General features: G+C 66.1%; 11 protein-coding genes. 1 reads left to right on the top strand and 10 read right to left on the bottom strand.

Features of this window, described 5'->3' with window-relative positions; all coding sequences use genetic code 11:
- Positions 1–93 precede the first annotated feature (93 nt).
- From NMG10_RS11115 to NMG10_RS11070, 10 genes are all read right to left on the bottom strand, one after another.
- Positions 94–2,859 (bottom strand): hybrid sensor histidine kinase/response regulator, encoded by a 2,766-nt coding sequence (locus NMG10_RS11115; RefSeq protein ID WP_232856597.1) that lies wholly within the window; start codon positions 2,857–2,859, stop codon positions 94–96.
- 136 nt (positions 2,860–2,995) lie between these two features.
- Positions 2,996–4,291 carry a phosphoribosylamine--glycine ligase gene (gene purD / locus NMG10_RS11110; protein ID WP_254464339.1) on the bottom strand — a complete coding sequence of 432 codons (1,296 nt, stop codon included), beginning with the start codon at positions 4,289–4,291 and terminating at the stop codon, positions 2,996–2,998.
- Between the two features lie 126 nt (positions 4,292–4,417).
- Positions 4,418–6,025 carry a bifunctional phosphoribosylaminoimidazolecarboxamide formyltransferase/IMP cyclohydrolase gene (purH, locus tag NMG10_RS11105; RefSeq protein ID WP_232856598.1) on the bottom strand — a complete coding sequence of 536 codons (1,608 nt, stop codon included), beginning with the start codon at positions 6,023–6,025 and terminating at the stop codon, positions 4,418–4,420.
- Between the two features lie 79 nt (positions 6,026–6,104).
- Positions 6,105–6,425, bottom strand: coding sequence for a DNA-binding transcriptional regulator Fis (gene fis / locus NMG10_RS11100; RefSeq protein ID WP_011535876.1), 321 nt, complete (start codon positions 6,423–6,425; stop codon positions 6,105–6,107).
- Positions 6,422–7,435, bottom strand: coding sequence for a tRNA dihydrouridine synthase DusB (gene dusB, locus NMG10_RS11095; RefSeq protein ID WP_050707006.1), 1,014 nt, complete (start codon positions 7,433–7,435; stop codon positions 6,422–6,424). The genes fis and dusB overlap by 4 nt, the downstream gene beginning before the upstream one ends.
- A gap of 227 nt (positions 7,436–7,662) precedes the next feature.
- A complete protein-coding gene (locus tag NMG10_RS11090) occupies positions 7,663–8,991 on the bottom strand; it encodes a DUF3426 domain-containing protein (RefSeq protein WP_232856599.1) in 1,329 nt (442 codons plus the stop codon).
- A gap of 43 nt (positions 8,992–9,034) precedes the next feature.
- On the bottom strand, positions 9,035–9,913 hold the full coding sequence (prmA, locus tag NMG10_RS11085) for a 50S ribosomal protein L11 methyltransferase (RefSeq protein ID WP_232856600.1): 879 nt from the start codon (positions 9,911–9,913) through the stop codon (positions 9,035–9,037).
- A 159-nt stretch (positions 9,914–10,072) separates the two neighbouring features.
- A complete protein-coding gene (locus NMG10_RS11080; protein ID WP_254464338.1) occupies positions 10,073–12,883 on the bottom strand; it encodes an FAD-binding and (Fe-S)-binding domain-containing protein in 2,811 nt (936 codons plus the stop codon).
- Between the two features lie 71 nt (positions 12,884–12,954).
- Entirely contained in the window at positions 12,955–14,100 is a 1,146-nt protein-coding gene (gene lldD / locus NMG10_RS11075; RefSeq protein ID WP_050707002.1) for an FMN-dependent L-lactate dehydrogenase LldD, read from the bottom strand.
- A 63-nt stretch (positions 14,101–14,163) separates the two neighbouring features.
- A complete protein-coding gene (locus tag NMG10_RS11070; RefSeq protein WP_203648102.1) occupies positions 14,164–15,834 on the bottom strand; it encodes a lactate permease LctP family transporter in 1,671 nt (556 codons plus the stop codon).
- Between the two features lie 345 nt (positions 15,835–16,179).
- Here NMG10_RS11070 and NMG10_RS11065 point away from each other — a divergent pair, with 345 nt between their 5' ends.
- Positions 16,180–16,947: an FCD domain-containing protein gene (locus NMG10_RS11065; protein WP_050707001.1), complete on the top strand. Its 768-nt coding sequence runs from the start codon at positions 16,180–16,182 to the stop codon at positions 16,945–16,947.
- The last annotated feature ends 70 nt before the right edge of the window (positions 16,948–17,017 follow it).

Raw genomic sequence — 17,017 nt, 5'->3', positions numbered from 1 at the left:
TCTCAGCTAAAGCAGAAATGGCCGGGGGCTGCGGTGCAGCCCATTCCGGCCGGTCCGACGCCTCGGCAAGGCCGCTCCTACACCAATAGCATTTCAGTCGAGGGGGGCGGTGACCACCTGCCGCTGCCCCGCCCAGAACTGGATCAGCTCGCGCAATTGCGACAGCTCCACGGGCTTGGCCATGTGACCGTCCATGCCAGCCAGGCGCGCGCGTTCCTTGTGCTCGTTGAGAATGTGCGCGGTCAGCGCCACCACCGGGGTGCGCGGACGCTGGTTGGCGGACTCCCAGGCGCGCAGCTGCTGGGTGGCGGAGAAGCCGTCGAGCACCGGCATCTCGCAGTCCATCAGCACCAGGTCGTAGTGCTTGGTCTTCATCGCTTGCAGGGCTTCTTCGCCGTTGCTGGCAGTATCCGGCTCGAGATTGAGCTTGCCGAGCATGCCGCGGATGACCTTGGTCGAAATACTGTTGTCCTCGGCCACCAGGATGCGGAAGTCGCCGGGCAGGTCCAGCGGCACCGGAGTGCCGACCGGCAGCGGCGGCGCGGCCTGGTCGCGGCCGCGCAGGGCGAGCTCCTCGGCGAGGGTAGTCTTGAGCGTGTAGCCGGCCACCGGCTTGGCGAGGATGCGCTTGACCCCGGCGTTGCGGGCGATGATCTTGCTCGGCGCGTTGCTGATGCCGGTGAGCATCACCACCAGGATGTCGTGGTTCAGGCTCGGATCTTCCTTGATCTTGGCCGCCAGTTGCATGCCGGTCATGCCGGGCATGTTCTGGTCCAGCAGCACCGCGTCAAAGTAGTCGCGCAGGTGCGCCTTGGTACGCAGCAGCGCCAGCGCTTCCTTGCCCGACGGCACCGCGCTGACGTTCATGCCCCAGGCGCTGCATTGCTGCACCAGCACCTTGCGGCAGGTGTCGTTGTCGTCGACCACCAGCACCCGCGCATCGCGCAACGGGCCGTCGAGGTCGGTGGCCGGCTGCTCCAGGCGCTGCGGATCCAGCGGCAGGGTCAGCCACAGGGTGTTGCCCATGCTGGTGCTGGTCTTGATGCCGAACTCGCCTTGCATCAGGCCGATCAGCTGCTTGGCGATCACCAGGCCCAGGTGGCCGCCGAGCTTGTTGCTGGAGAGGAAGTGGCGGCTGTGCAGTTCGGCCTGCAGCAGGGCGTCGCGCTCGGCGGGCGGCATCGGCTCGCCGCTGTCCTGCACGGCGATGCGCAGGCGCGGGCTGTCGCCGCGCTGGTCGAGGGCCACCACCAGCAGGATCTCGCCCTGGGTAGTGTTCTTCAGGGCATTGTCCAGCAGGCTCGACAGGGCCTGGCGCAGGCGCGTCGGGTCGCCGCTGACGACCCTGGGCACCTGGGGCTGGGTGAAGCTGATCAGCTCGATGTTCTGCTGCTCGGCCTTGGCCCGGAAGATGTTCAGGCAGTCCTCGATCAGGGCGTTGAGGTCGAACTGCACGTCGTCCAGTTCAATCTGTCGCGATTCGAGCTTGGAGATGTCGAGGATCTCGTTGATCAGGGTGAGCAGTTCGTTGCCGGCGCTGTGGATGGTCTGCACGTAGTCGCGCTGCTTGACCGACAGCGGCGTGCCCAGCAGCAGCTCGGTCATGCCCAGCACGCCGTTCATGGGGGTGCGGATCTCGTGGCTGATCTTGGCCAGGAACTCGGCCTTGGCGTTGATCTCGGCGTCGCTGGCGGCCAGGGCGCGGCTGGCGCGGAAGCGCTCTTCGCTGATCCGGCGCAGGCGCTCGCTGACCGCGAGGTTGAGCAACAGGCCGCTGACCACGGTCAACGCCATGAGGATGCACAGCAGCCAGGGCATTGGGGTGCGGGTCAGGCCCAGCAGGGCCGGCAGCAGTACCAGGCCGCCGAGGTTGAACACCAGCATCGCCACGCTGAACAGCCGCGCCGGGCCGTAGCCCTTGTACCAGTGATAGCTGCTGACCAGCAGCATGCTCACGCTGCCCAGGGCGAGCAGGGCGTAGGTCATCAGGTTCAGCGGCAGCGTGTCGACGAACAGCAGCACCAGGCCGCTGACCGCGGCCACTACCATTTCCATCTGCATCAGGCGGTTGAGCCGCGCCGAACTGCAGGGAGAGAAGAAATGCAGGGTGAAGTACAGCCCGGCCAGGCCCGCCAGCACCAAGGTCAGGTAGGCCGCCGGGGTCTGTGCGCTGTGCCACAGCTGCCCCCACGGGCCAGTGAGATTGAGCAGGATCAGCGCGCTGAGCAGCATCAGGCCGTGGTACAGCGCCAGGACCAGCGTGGTGCTGGAGCGAGAATAGGCGAAGCGGATCAGGTTGTGCAGGATCAGCATCACCAGCCCGCCGAACAGCAGGCCGAACAGCAGCGACTGGCGCTGGTCGGCGGCGGCGTGGGCGGTGGACTCGACGCTGATGGCCGGGCGCAACTGGTGTTCGGAGACCAGCCGCAGGTAGATGTCCAGTGGCTGGCTGCTGTGTGGCAGCGGCAGCACATGGTCCCGGCCGCGCTGGGTCGGGCTCAGGCCATCGCCCTGGCGGCCATGGTGCAGCTGGCGCAGCAGTTTGCCGCCTTCGAGGGCGTAGAGGTCCAGGCGCGACAGGTCGGGGGCGAAGATACGGACCAGTTGCTCCTGGTCGTGCGGTTCCAGGCGGTAGTGCAGCCAGAGCGCCTGGTCGGGGAGGGCGGCATCCAGTTCGTCGAGGGCCAGGGGGCTGAACTGGTTGCGGTAACGTTCGGAGCGTACATCGGACAATTGCAGGTTGGCCTGTTCGTCGAGCAGCGCCGACCAGCCTGCGGCCTGTTCGGCATGTGCCGGGAGCAGGCAGAGCAGGGTCAGCAGGCTGACGATCAGGGCTATGGCAATCCGAAGCCGACGCACGACGAAATCCCTTCTTAGCTAATGTGCCGGACAACAACTATGCGCGGCGCGCCAAGGCGAAGGCAAGGCCCCGGCGGGGCCTTGACGACGAGCCGAAGGCCGCGCGCGCGGAGCGCCACGACCGTTCGGTGCATTTTTACTGCTGGTGCTCACCGCGCTCGCGGGCGATGGCCCGGTAGCCGATGTCGGTGCGGTAGAAGCTGGCGTCCCACTTGACCTGCTCGGCCAGGCGGTAGGCCTGCTGCTGGGCGGCCTCGACGGTGTCGCCCATGGCGGTGGCGCAGAGCACGCGGCCACCGGCGCTGACCACCTGGCCGTCCTTCAGCGCGGTACCGGCGTGGAACACCTTGCCTTCAAGCTTGGCGGCGGCATCCAGGCCGCTGATCACGGCACCCTTGGCGTAGTCGCCCGGGTAGCCACCGGCGGCCAGCACCACGCCCAGGCTCGGGCGCGGGTCCCACTGGGCCTCGACCTTGTCCAGGGCCTTGGCGAAGGCAGCCTCGATCAGCAGCACCAGGCTCGACTCCAGGCGCAGCATGACCGGCTGGGTCTCCGGGTCGCCGAAGCGGCAGTTGAACTCGATGACCTTGGGGTTGCCCGCCTTGTCGATCATCAGGCCGGCGTAGAGGAAGCCGGTGTAGACGTTGCCTTCCTCGGCCATGCCGCGCACGGTCGGCCAGATCACCTGGTCCATCACGCGCTGGTGCACGTCGGCGGTGACCACCGGGGCAGGCGAGTAGGCGCCCATGCCGCCGGTGTTCGGGCCGGTGTCCTGGTCGCCGACGCGCTTGTGGTCCTGGCTGGTGGCCATGGGCAGCACGTTGTGGCCGTCGACCATGACGATGAAGCTGGCTTCCTCGCCGTCGAGGAACTCTTCGATCACCACCCGCGAACCGGCTTCACCGAAGGCGTTGCCGGCGAGCATGTCGCGCACGGCGTCTTCGGCTTCCTGCAGGGTCATGGCGACGATCACGCCCTTGCCGGCGGCCAGGCCGTCGGCCTTGATCACGATCGGCGCGCCTTTCTCACGCAGGTAGGCCAGGGCCGGCTCGATCTCGGTGAAGTTCTGGTAGTCGGCGGTCGGGATCTTGTGACGGGCCAGGAAGTCCTTGGTGAAGGCCTTGGAGCCTTCCAGCTGGGCCGCGCCCTTGGTCGGACCGAAGCATTCCAGGCCGCGGCTGCGGAACAGGTCGACCACGCCGATGACCAGCGGCGCTTCCGGGCCGACGATGGTCAGGTCGACGTTCTTCTCGGCGAAATCGGCCAGTTGCTCCAGGGCGGTGACGTCAATGGCGACGTTTTCGCACTTGGCTTCGGTGGCGGTGCCGGCGTTGCCCGGGGCAACGAAGACTTTCTCGACGCGTGGGTCCTGGGCGACTTTCCAGGCCAGGGCGTGTTCACGACCGCCGCTGCCGATGATCAAAACTTTCATGTCAAAACCTCGAAATCTGTGTTGGCCCGTGGGAGCGGGCTTGCCCCGCGATTGCGTCAGGCCAGGCTGCGATGTTGCTCCTGCTGACGCCATCGCGGGGCAAGCCCGCTCCCACGGGACCGTGGATCAGTGGCGGAAGTGGCGCATACCGGTAAACACCATGGCGATACCGGCTTCATCAGCGGCAGCAATCACCTCGGCGTCACGCATCGAGCCACCCGGCTGGATCACGGCGCTGATACCCACTTTAGCCGCATTGTCGATGCCGTCGCGGAACGGGAAGAACGCATCCGATGCCATCACCGCGCCCTGCACCTGCAGGCCGGCATGCTCGGCCTTGATGGCGGCGATGCGCGCGGAGTTGACGCGGCTCATTTGGCCGGCGCCGACGCCGATGGTCTGGCGGTTCTTGGCGTAGACGATGGCGTTGGACTTGACGAACTTGGCCACTTTCCAGGCAAACACCAGGTCGTGCACTTCCTGCTCGGTCGGTGCACGCTGGGTGACGATCTTCAGGTCATCGGCAGTGATCATGCCGATATCGCGGCTCTGCACCAGCAGGCCACCGTTGACGCGCTTGAAGTCCCAACCGGCAGCGCGCTCGGCAGGCCACTCGCCGCACTCCAGCAGACGCACGTTCTGCTTGGCGGCCACGACTTCGCGGGCGGCCTGGGAGATTTTCGGGGCGATGATCACTTCGACGAACTGACGCTCGACGATGGCTTTGGCGGTTTCGCCGTCCAGCTCGCGGTTGAAGGCGATGATGCCGCCGAAGGCCGATTCGGTGTCGGTGGCGTAGGCCAGGTCGTAGGCCTTGCGAATACCGCCTTCGTCCTCAGGCACCACGGCCACGCCGCACGGGTTGGCGTGCTTGACGATGACGCAGGCCGGCTTGACGAAGCTCTTCACGCACTCCAGCGCGGCGTCGGTGTCGGCCACGTTGTTGAACGACAGCTCCTTGCCTTGCAGCTGGATGGCGGTGGAGATGCTGGCCTCGCCTTTCTTGGCCTCGACGTAGAACGCCGCGCTCTGGTGCGGGTTCTCGCCGTAGCGCATTTCCTGGGCCTTGACGAACTGGCTGTTGAAAGTGCGCGGGAACTCGCTGCGGTCTTCGGTCGACAGGGTCTGTTTGGCCTGGTCGATGGTGCCCATGTAGTTGGCGATCATGCCGTCGTAGGCGGCGGTGTGCTCGAAGGCCTTGAGCATCAGGTCGAAACGCTGGGCGTAGGTCAGGCCGCCGCCCTTGAGGCCCTCGACGATGCCGGCGTAGTCGCTGGCGTTGACCACGATGGCGACGTCCTTGTGGTTCTTCGCCGCAGAGCGGACCATGGTCGGGCCGCCGATGTCGATGTTCTCGATGGCGGTCGGCAGGTCGCAGCCCGGCTTGCTGATGGTGGCTTCGAACGGGTACAGGTTGACCGCGACCAGGTCGATCGGCTTGATGCCGTGCTCGTTCATGATGGCGTCGTCGGTGCCGCGACGGCCGAGGATGCCGCCGTGGATCTTCGGATGCAGGGTCTTGACCCGGCCGTCCATCATTTCGGCGAAGCCGGTGTAGTCGGCCACTTCCACCGCGTTCACGCCATTGTCCTTGAGCAGCTTGTAGGTGCCGCCGGTGGACAGGATCTCGACACCGAGCTGCTGCAGCTCACGGGCGAATTCGAGGATACCGGTCTTGTCGGAGACGCTGATCAGGGCGCGGCGGATCGGCAGGCGGGTAGTCTGGTCGGTCATTTCAGATTCCATAACGCGGTGGAGTCAGCAAAAAAGGCGCCTTTTTGCATGAGCGCCTTTTCTGGTTGGGGTTCTGGCCTTACAACAGATCGTACTGCTTGAGCTTCTTGCGCAGCGTGCCTCGGTTGAGCCCGAGCATCTCGCTGGCCTTGGTCTGGTTGCCCTTGACGTAGTTCATCACGCATTCGAGCAAGGGCGCCTCGACTTCCGAGAGCACCAGGTTGTACACGTCCGTGACGGTAGCGCCTTCCAGGTGGGCGAAGTAGTTGTGCAGCGCCTTCTCGACGCTGTCGCGCAGGGTCTGGCCCTCCTCGCTCGGCGTGTTCAGGTGCTGCTTGAGGTTGGCGTTGTCGCTCACGGGCGTTGTTCCACTCACTAATGTCTCGGTCATCATCGTCATGCGGCCACCCCTTGTTCGTCCTCTGTCCCAAGGCTCTGTCGACGTTCGGCGAAAAAGGCCTGAACGTTGGCGCACTGCGCTTGTGTGTCTTCCAAAGCGTTGAACCGGCTGCGGAACTCCTTGCCGCCGGGTCGGGTCGCCAGGTACCAGCCCACGTGCTTGCGGGCGATACGCACGCCCATCACATCGCCGTAGAAGGCGTGCAGCGCAGCCAGGTGCTCCAGCAGAATGCGTTCCACTTCATCCAGCGCCGGTGCGGGCAAATGCTCGCCCGTGCGCAGGAAATGCTCGATCTCGCGGAAAATCCACGGCCGCCCCTGGGCGGCACGGCCGATCAGCAGGCCGTCGGCACCGGTGGCGTGCAGCACCGCCCGGGCCTTTTCCGGCGAGGTGATGTCGCCGTTGGCAAATACCGGGATCGACACCGCCTGCTTGATCGCGGCGATGGTGTCGTACTCGGCGTCACCGGTGTACAGGTCGGCGCGTGTGCGGCCATGCACCGCCAGCGCCTGGATGCCGGCCTGTTCGGCGATCTTCGCCACATTCAGGCCGTTCTTGTTCGCCCGGTCCCAGCCGGTGCGAATCTTCAGCGTCACCGGGACGTCCACGGCGCCGACGACGGCGTGGAGGATCTCGGTGACCAAGGCTTCATCTCTCAATAAAGCAGAGCCTGCGGCCTTGTTGCAGACTTTTTTCGCCGGACAGCCCATGTTGATGTCGATGATCTGGGCGCCGGCTTCGACGTTGGCCCGGGCCGCCTCGGCCATCATCTGCGCGTCGCCGCCGGCGATCTGCACCGAGCGTGGCTCGGGATCGCCTTCGTGGATGCGGCGCAGGCTCGACTTGCGGCTGTTCCACAGGCGCATGTCGCTGGAGACCATTTCCGAGACCACCATGCCCGCCCCCAGGCGTTTGCACAGGGTGCGGAAAGGTTGGTCCGTGACGCCGGCCATGGGGGCCAGGATCAGGTTGTTCTGCAGTGTGTAAGGGCCGATGCGTACCGCCGACATAGGTGTTCCCTGTTGTGGGGCCGAATCATTGGAGTTCGAAAAAGGGATGGCATGATACCCGCTCTCGATGACCGGATAAAGATGAATCTGGATAAAATCTGAACAGTTGCGGCGTTATGACCGATGCCGCGAGTCTCGGAAATTCAACCGTTCAGTTGAACCTGGGGCCGCTTTGCGGCCCGTTCGCGACACCGGCAAGCCCGTAGGGCGGGCTTGCCGCTGGTCGTTTATTCCGGCGAGCGGAAGCTCAGGCTGTAGTTCACCGCCTTCGGCCCCGGGTCGAGGATGTCCAGGGCGATGTGGATCGGTGTCTGGCTGGGCATCTCGCCGCGGCCGGCCAGCTCGCCCGACAGGTACTCGCTGGGCTTGAAGCGGCGGCTGGCGATCAGCTGGCCGTTGAGGTCGGCGAAGCGCAGCTCCAGCAAGGGGAAAGGTTGGGCGAAGGGGGCGCGGTTGTAGATGATCGCGTCGACGATCAGCGCGCCCTTGAAGTCCGGGTGGCTGCGCACCACCAGGTTGCTGCTCTTGATCCGCGAGATGTCCACGCGGGTCGGCACCTGGCAGCCGAACACCGGGCACAGTTGCTGGAACCAGGGGCGGTACTGGTCCTGGCGGGCCATTTCATCGAAGTGGAACCAGACGTACTGAAATGCCAGCAGGGTGGCGGCCAGCAGGGTCAGGAAGCCCCACAGCAGGCGCTTGCCCCAGTTCGGCGCGGGCTTTTCCCAATCCAGCTGCAACGGATCGTCGACCACGTCGACCAGCGGCTCCTTGCGCGTGCGCTCGGGCTTGATCGCCAGGCTGGGTTCCAGGCGTTGCCCGGGCTGTTCGTTGGGTTCCTCGTCGCGGGCCGAAAGCGGCTCGCTGCGGACCTCGTCATCCAGCGCCGACAGGCCCTTTTCCGGAACTGGCTCGTCGTGGGCGGACAACCGTTCCAACGGCTCGTCGAGGTCGTCGGTCGCTGTCTGGTGGCGCACCGGCGGTTCGTCGTCCAGCTCGAGGTCGGCGCTGCCGAGGGTTGGTTCGGTGCGTTCGTCGGCTGCGGGCTCCAGGTCGAGCGGCTCCTGCTCGACCAGTACCGGCGCTTCCTCGCGCACCTGTGTGGGCGCCAGGTCATCATCGGTGGCCGTGCCAAACAGTTCGTCGCCGTGTCCATCGCCGACCTGCTCGTCGCGACGGGCCTGCAGCAGGCCCTTCGTCGCGCCGCGCCGGTCACCCGGGCTGCGCCGCTCGAGGCGCGCCAGTTCCTGGTCGAGGTCGAGGGCGTCCAGTTCTTCGGCCGTGACGCTCCAGTTGTCTTCGTCCGGTGCCGGGGTTTCGGCCACCGGCTCGGCTGCCGGGGCCACGGGTGCGACCGGCTGCGCCACGGCGGGCGGTGCCTCGGCGCTGCCTTCACCAGTGGTAGCGCGGTTCTGCTCCAGCAACTGTTTCGCCGCGTTGAACACCTGCAGGCAATGACCGCAGCGCACCACGCCACGGGCCACGCTCAACTGGTGATGGGTGACGCGAAAGCTGGTCTGGCAATGCGGGCACTGGGTGACGAAACTGTCGGTCATGCGGCTGTCCGGGGAACTGTGCAGGAAATGAGTCTAGGCGCGCTTAGCGGCGGCGACCACTGATACGTACCCAGCCGTCGCGCACGACGATCGGGTCCAGGTCGAAGTCGGCCGTATAGGCAGCGGCCACTTCCTCGCCTTGTTCGGCGAGGATGCCCGACAGCGCCAGCAGGCCACCGGGGCGCACCAGGCCGGACAGTTGCGGTGCCAGCGAGACCAGCGGGCCGGCCAGGATATTGGCGACCAGCACGTCGGCCTGCATGGCCGGCATCTGCTCGGGCAGGTACAGGTCGAACTTGTCGTCGGCGATGCCGTTGCGCTGGGCGTTGTCACGGGAGGCCTCGATAGCCTGCACGTCGATGTCGGTGCCTACCGCGTGGCGGGCGCCCAGCAGCAGCGCGGCGATGGCGAGGATGCCCGAGCCGCAGCCGAAGTCCAGCACCTGGGTGCCTTGCAGCTGTTGGCCGTCGAGCCACTCCAGGCACAGCGCGGTGGTCGGGTGGGTGCCGGTGCCGAACGCCAGGCCCGGGTCGAGCAGCAGGTTCACCGCGTCCTTTTCCGGGGCTTCGTGCCAGCTCGGCACAATCCACAGGCGCTGGCCGAAGCGCATGGGTTGGAAGTTGTCCATCCAGCTGCGTTCCCAGTCCTGGTCCTCGATCACTTCGGCGTGGTGCTCGGGCAACTCGGCGCCGGTCAGTAGGCGCAGGTGGGCGAATACCTGGTCGGGCTCGGCATCGGCCTCGAACAGCGCCAGCAGGTGCGTGTGCGACCACAGCGGGGTGGTGTTGAGGTCCGGTTCGAAGATCGGCTGGTCTTCGGCATCCATGAAGGTCACCGAGACGGCACCCACTTCGAGCAGGGCGTCTTCGTAGGTTTCGGCTTGTTCCGGGCTGATGGCCAGGCGTACTTGCAGCCAGGGCATGGCGGGCACCTTTGGTAAATCGACAGGGGCAGCCCGAGGCTGCGCGAAAAGGCCGCCAGTTTACTTGAGTGCGCAGGGTTTGTGCAGGACGTAGTTGTGCCGCTGGCTTTGCGCGGGGCTAGCCCGCTCCCACGGGAGAGAGCGGGGCTGCTCGGCGGTTCAGAGGCTGCGCGCGCGGGTGACCCGGTCGACCAGGTACACCAGGCCGTGATAGTCGATACCGCTGTGGCTCGACAGGCCGATTTCGCAGGTGCGGCTGGTGGAGATTCCTTCGCTGCAATACTGCACGGCGTCCTTCAGGGTGCGCAGGGAGTGGGCATTGAGCTCCGGCGTGGTGAAGCCCTTGTCGCCGGCGAAGCCGCAGCAATGGATGCCCTCGGGGATCACCACCTGCCGGCTGCAGCGGCGCGCCAGGTCGATCAGCGCCTGGCTTTCGCCCAGGTGCTGGGTGCTGCAGGTCACGTGCACCGCCACTGGCTCGTCCTGGGGGGTGAACTCCAACCTGTCGACCAGGTGGGTGCGGATGAAGCGCACCGGGTCGTACAGGTCCAGCCGCGACTCGCCCAGGTCCTGCACCAGGCGCAGGGTGCAGGGGCTGGTGTCGCAGTAGATCGGGTCGAGGCCGCCACGGCTGGCGTGCAGCAGAGCGTTGATAAGCTCCTGGCGCTTGTGCTCGGCCTGCTCGGGGTAGCCCTTGGAAGCGAACGGCTGGCCGCAGCACAGGCTGTCGGCGTTGTCCGGGAACACCACCTGGTAGCCGGCCTTCTCCAGCAGGGCGCGGGTCTTGTCCAGCAACGAGCTCTGTTCGCGGTCGGCGTAGGCCGGGCCCATCACCCGCGACACGCAGGCGGCCAGGTAGACGACCCGTGGTCGGGCATCGTGGCTTGGCGTGGGGAAGTCGATGGCGCGCAGCGGCTGCGGCATGGCGGGAGTCCATTGCGGCAGGCGGCCTTTACTGGCCCTGCTGAGGCTGGCGCTGAGGCGGCTCATGCGTGGGGCGCCGAGCAGCCTGCGCGCGCCATTGGCGGCGGCCAGGGTGAAGCGGGCGCCGCGCAGGGTGGCGTGGAAATGCTCGGCCAGCCAGTCGGCGGCCTTGCCGTGCTCGGCCGCCTGGCCGCGCAACTTTTTCACCAGTTCGCCGGTGTTGATGCCCACCGGGCAGCGCTGGGCGCACAGGCCCGTAGCGGCGCAGGTGTCGATGCCCTGGTACTGGTAGGTGCGCAGCAGTTCGCGGGTGTCGACGCCTGCGCGTTTCTTCGCCTGGATGTCGCGCCACATGACGATGCGCTGGCGGGGGCTCAAGGTCAGCCCTTTCGACGGGCACACCGGCTCGCAAAAGCCGCACTCGATGCACTTGTCGACGATCTCGTCGGCGGCCGGCAGCGGCTTGAGGTTCTTCAGGTGGATGTCCGGATCCTCACTCAGCACCACATCAGGATTGAGGATGCCGTTGGGGTCGAGCAGGCGCTTGAGCTGCCACATCAACTGGTAGGCGTCCTTGCCCCATTCCAGCTCGACGAACGGCGCCATGTTGCGCCCGGTGCCGTGCTCGGCCTTGAGCGAGCCGCCGAACTCCACCGCCACCAGTTGTGCCACGTCATCCATGAACGCCTGGTAGCGCGCCACTTCCTCGGCACTGTTGAAGCCTTGGGTGAAGACGAAGTGCAGGTTGCCTTCCAGGGCGTGGCCGAAAATGATCGCTTCGTCGTAGTGGTGCTTGTCGAACAGCTGGATCAGGCGGTTGACGCCCTCGGCCAGTTGCTCGATGGGGAAGGTGACGTCTTCGATGATCACCGTGGTGCCGGTCTGGCGCACGGCGCCGACGGCGGGGAAGGTGTCCTTGCGGATCTTCCACAGCTGGTTGTACACCGCCGGGTCTTCGCTGAAGGCGACCTGCTGCTCCAGCGGGAACTCGGCGATGGCAGCCATCACCTGGTCGAGCTGTTCGTGCAGCAGGCTCCGGCTGGCGGCACGGGACTCGATCAACAGGGCGCAGGCATTGGCCGACAGGCCCTTCACCCAGGCCGGCATGCCGGGCATATCTTGCACCGAGCGCAGGCTGCGGCGGTCGAGCAGCTCCACGGCGGACACCGGTTGCGGCTTGAGCAGGGTCACCGCCCGGCAGCAGCTTTCGACGCTCGGGAACACCAGCAGCGCGCTGGCCTTGTGCGGATGGTCGGGCACGGTGTCGTAGGTGACGGCGCTGATAAAACCGAGGGTGCCTTCGGAGCCGACCAATAGATGCTGCAGGATGTCGAGCGGCTGGTCGTAATCCACCAGTGCGTTGAGCGACAGCCCGGTCGTGTTCTTCAGTCGGTACTTGTGCCGGATGCGGTCGGCCAGCTCAAGGTTGGCGCGGGTCTCGCGGCCAAGGCGGGCCAGCTCCTCCAGCAGGCTGGCGTGGCTTTGCCTGAACGCGGCGATGCTGGCCGGGTCTTCGCTATCCAGGCGGGTGCCGTCGGCCAGCACCAGGCGCAGGCCGGCGAGGGTGTGGTAGGTGTTCTGCGCGGTGCCGCAGCACATGCCGCTGGCGTTGTTGGCGACGATGCCGCCGATCTTGCAGGCGTTGATCGAGGCCGGGTCGGGGCCGATCTTGCGCCCGTAAGGGGCCAGCCAGGCATTGGCCTGGGCGCCGATCACGCCGGGTTGCAGGCGGATCTGCTCGCCCTGGCGGCGAATCTCCCGGCCATTCCAGTTGTCGCCGAGCACGATCAGTACCGAGTCGCTGATGGCCTGGCCCGACAGGCTGGTGCCGGCGGCGCGGAAGGTCACCGGCACGCGTTCGCGCTGGGCCAGTTTCAGCAGCGCGACCACTTCGTCCTCGGACTCCACCCGCACCACCAGCTTGGGAATCAGCCGGTAGAAACTGGCATCGGTACCGAAGGCCAGGGTCGAGGTCGGGTCGTCGAAGCGGCGTTCGGCGGGGATCAGGCGCTCGGCATCACGCAGGAACGCGGCGGGCAGGCTCATGCAGTCTCCTCGCGGGGCCGCGGCGTCTTGTGCGCGGCGTGCCCCGGGCAATCAGGCGTTGGCGGGCGCGCTCAGGCGCCCAGTTCGCGGACCAGCGAGTCGCGGGTGATCTCGCTGATGGACTTGGCGCCGGTCAGCACCATGGCCACGCGCATTTCTTTCTCGAACAACTCCAGCAGGTTCTTCACGCCCGCTTCGCCATGGGTGGCCAGGGCATAAAGGAAGGCGCGGCCGATCAGCACGGTGTCGGCGCCCAGGGCGACCATGCGCACTACGTCGAGGCCGCTGCGGATACCGGAGTCGGCGAGGATCTTGATGTCGCCCTTCACCGCGTCGGCGATCGCCGGCAGGGCGCGGGCACTGGACAGCACGCCGTCGAGCTGGCGGCCGCCGTGGTTGGAGACGACGATGCCATCGGCGCCGAACTTGACCGCGTCGCGGGCATCGTCTGCGTCGAGGATGCCCTTGATGATCATCGGGCCGTCCCAGAATTCGCGGATCCACTCCAGGTCTTTCCAGGAGATGGACGGGTCGAAGTTGTTGCCCAGCCAGCCGATGTAGTCGGCCAGGCCCGTGGGGTTGCCACGGTACTTGGAGATGTTGCCAAGATCGTGCGGGCGCCCGAGCAGGCCGACATCCAGCGCCCACTGCGGGTGGGTCATGGCCTGCCACACGCGGCGCAGCGGCGCGTTCGGGCCGCTCATGCCGGAGTGGGCATCGCGGTAGCGGGCGCCGGGTACCGGCATGTCGACGGTGAATACCAGGGTCTTCACGCCGGCCGCTTTTGCGCGCTCCAGGGCGTTGCGCATGAAGCCGCGGTCTTTGAGGACATACAGCTGGAACCACATTGGTCGGTCGATGGCCGGGGCCACTTCCTCGATCGGGCACACCGATACGGTGGACATGGTGAACGGGATGCCATGGGCCGCCGCCGCACGGGCCGCCTGCACTTCGCCGCGACGGGCGTACATGCCGGTGAGGCCGACCGGGGCCAGGGCCACGGGCATGCTCAGGGTCTCGTCGAACAGCCGGGTCTCCAGGCTCAGGTCCGACATGTTCTTCAGCACGCGTTGACGCAGGGCGATGCTGGCCAGGTCCGATACGTTGTGGCGCAGGGTGTGCTCGGCGTAGGCACCGCCGTCGGCGTAGTGGAAGAGGAAGGGGGGCAGCTTGCGTTGGGCCGCGGCGCGATAGTCGGTGGAGGCGGAAATGATCATGGATTCTCGCAGCGTGGGTTGAAGGAGATGCCGGGCGCTGACTGGCGCCCGGCCCCTTTCACTTTAGTGATGAACCAGCATGCCAGTGAGCCAGTAGGCCTGGACCAGGGTGATCAGGCCGACGATGGTGGCGAAGAACAGGCTGTGCTTGACGGTGAAGCGGAACAGGTCGGATTCCTTGCCCACCAGCCCGGTGGCGGCGCAGGCCACGGCGATCGACTGTGGCGAGATCATCTTGCCGGTCACGCCGCCGCTGGTGTTTGCCGCCACCAGCAGGGTGTCGCTGACCCCGATCTGGTGCGCGGTGGTTGCCTGCAGCGAGCTGAACAGGGCGTTGGACGAGGTGTCGGAACCGGTCAGGAATACGCCCAGCCAGCCCAGGAACGGCGAGAAGAACGGGAACGCGGCGCCCGTGCCGGCCAGCACCAGGGCCATGGTCGAGGACATGCCCGAGTAGTTGGTGACGAAGGCGAAGGCCAGCACCATGCCGATCGACAGGATAGGCCAGCGCAGTTCCCAGAAGGTCTCTTTAAAAGTGGTCAGACCAGTTTTGAAGTTGATCTTCAACACCCACATCGAGATCAGCGCCGAGAGGAAGATCGCCGTGCCGGTGGCGGAAATCGGGTCGAGCTTGAACACCGCCGGCATGGCGGTCGGCGCGGTGACGATCGGCGCGGTCTTGATCACCAGCTGGTCGAGGTGCGGGATGGCGAAGTTGAACACGAAGTTGTACATCGCCCCGCCTGGGGCGAAGGCCGCCTTGAACGGTTTCAGGGTCCAGATGGTGACCAGCACGGTCAGGATCAGGAACGGCGACCAGGCCTTGAAGATCTCGCCGAAGCTGTACGGCGAAGGCTGGCTGCCGCCCGATTGCACGACGGCGGCGCCGACGCTGCCCTTGGCTTCGGCGAACGAGCGCTTGGGCTGCCAGACCTTGAGGAACAGGGTCAGGGCGATCAGGCTGGCCAGGGCCGAGGTGATGTCCGGCAGCTCCGGGCCGATGAAGTTGGAGGTGAAGTACTGGGTGACGGCGAAGCTCAGGCCGGCAACCAGGGCGGCGGGCCAGGTCTCCTTCACGCCGCGCACGCCGTCCATCATGAACACCAGCCAGAACGGCACGAACAGCGACAGCAGCGGCAGCTGGCGGCCGGTCATGGCGCCGATGTGGAAGGCGTCGATGCCGGTCACTTGCCCGGCGACGATGATCGGGATGCCCAGGGCGCCGAAGGCCACCGGCGCGGTGTTGGCGATCAGGCACAGGCCGGCGGCGTACAGCGGGTTGAAGCCCAGGCCCACCAGCAGTGCGGCGGTGATGGCCACCGGTGCGCCGAAACCGGCCGCACCTTCGAGGAAGGCACCGAAGCAGAAGCCGATCAGCAGCACTTGCAGGCGCTGGTCGTCGGTTATCGACAGCACCGAGCTGCGAATCACCTCGAACTGGCCGCTCTTGACCGTGAGTTTGTAGAGGAACACCGCGGCGACGATGATCCAGGCAATCGGCCACAGGCCGTAGAGGAAGCCATAGCCCGCGGCAGCCAGGGCCATGTCGACAGGCATCTGGAAGGCGAAGATTGCCACCAGTATCGACAGCGCGAGGGTGATGCTGCCGGCGACGTGGCCCTTGAGGCGGAACACGGCGAGGGCGAGGAAGAAGAACACGATGGGGATGACCGCCGCCAGCGCGGACAGGCCGAGGCTACCAAGCGGGGTATAGAGTTGTTGCCAGGTTTGCATATGGGGTGGCCCCTAATTGTTGTTGGTCAAGGCACTGGCATTGGATAATTGGTAAGACCAATTTACAATGGCTGGGCGCTAGGTTAAGAGCCTGATTAGGGGTGTGTCAATTTGTCCTACACAAAACTTTGGTCGAGCTCCGATGAGCGGCTGTTTGGATGAGTGTTGTCGGAGCGACTATGCATTCGGGTTTTCTGCGGCTGTTTTGGCCTGTGTAGGAGCGGCCTCGTGCCGCGAACGGGCCGCAAGGTGGCCCTCGCGTGGTGGAACATCTGTCGCCACGCTGCGGATAAGCGCAGAATAAGCGCCCCCGAAATCGGTGCCGGGGCACGTGGAGAGCAAGCAATGGTTTTTGATCAGGTCCGCCAGCGGCGCCTGTCCGACGACATCGTCGATCGGTTGGAAGGGATGATTCTCGAAGGTACCCTCACTTCGGGTCAGCGCCTGCCGGCAGAACGCGTTCTGGCCGAGCAGTTCGGCGTGTCCCGTCCGTCGCTGCGCGAGGCGATCCAGAAGCTGGTGGCCAAGGGGTTGCTGGTCAGTCGCCAGGGCGGCGGCAACTACGTGGCCGAAGCCTTGGGCTCCACCTTCAGCGATCCGCTGTTGCAACTGCTGGAGCGCAATCCGGAGGCCCAGCGCGACCTGCTGGAGTTCCGTCATACGTTGGAGGCGTCATGCGCCTACTACGCGGCCCAGCGCGCCACCGAGCCTGATCGCGAGCGGTTGAAGACGGCGTTCGACGCACTGCAGGACTGCTACAACCGTGTCGGTGAGGTGGATCGGGCGCAGGAAGGCGCGGCCGATGCGCGTTTTCACCTGGCCATTGCCGAAGCCAGTCACAACGCCGTGCTGCTGCATACCATCCGCGGCTTGTTCGACCTGCTCAAGCGCAACGTGGTGACCAACATCGGCGGCATGTACCAGCAGCGCACGGAGACCCGCGACATGCTGATCAGTCAGCATCGCGAGTTGTACCTGGCGATTGTCGAGGGGCGGGCGGACGATGCGCGGGAGGTGTCTAGCCGGCACATCCTGTATGTGCAGGAGGTGCTGCAAGAGGCGCAGCAGGAGGCCCAGCGGGTGGCGCGGGCGGAGCGGCGCAGCGGGCGCTGAGAGGCGGCATGCACGGTCGTTGTAGGAGCGGCCTTGTGCCGCGAAAAGGGCGCGCAGCGGCCTCAGAATC

This window comes from Pseudomonas sp. DVZ6, assembly GCF_024259445.1.
Taxonomy (GTDB): Bacteria; Pseudomonadota; Gammaproteobacteria; order Pseudomonadales; family Pseudomonadaceae; genus Aquipseudomonas; species Aquipseudomonas peradeniyensis.
This window is presented reverse-complemented; position numbering and strand designations above follow the sequence as displayed.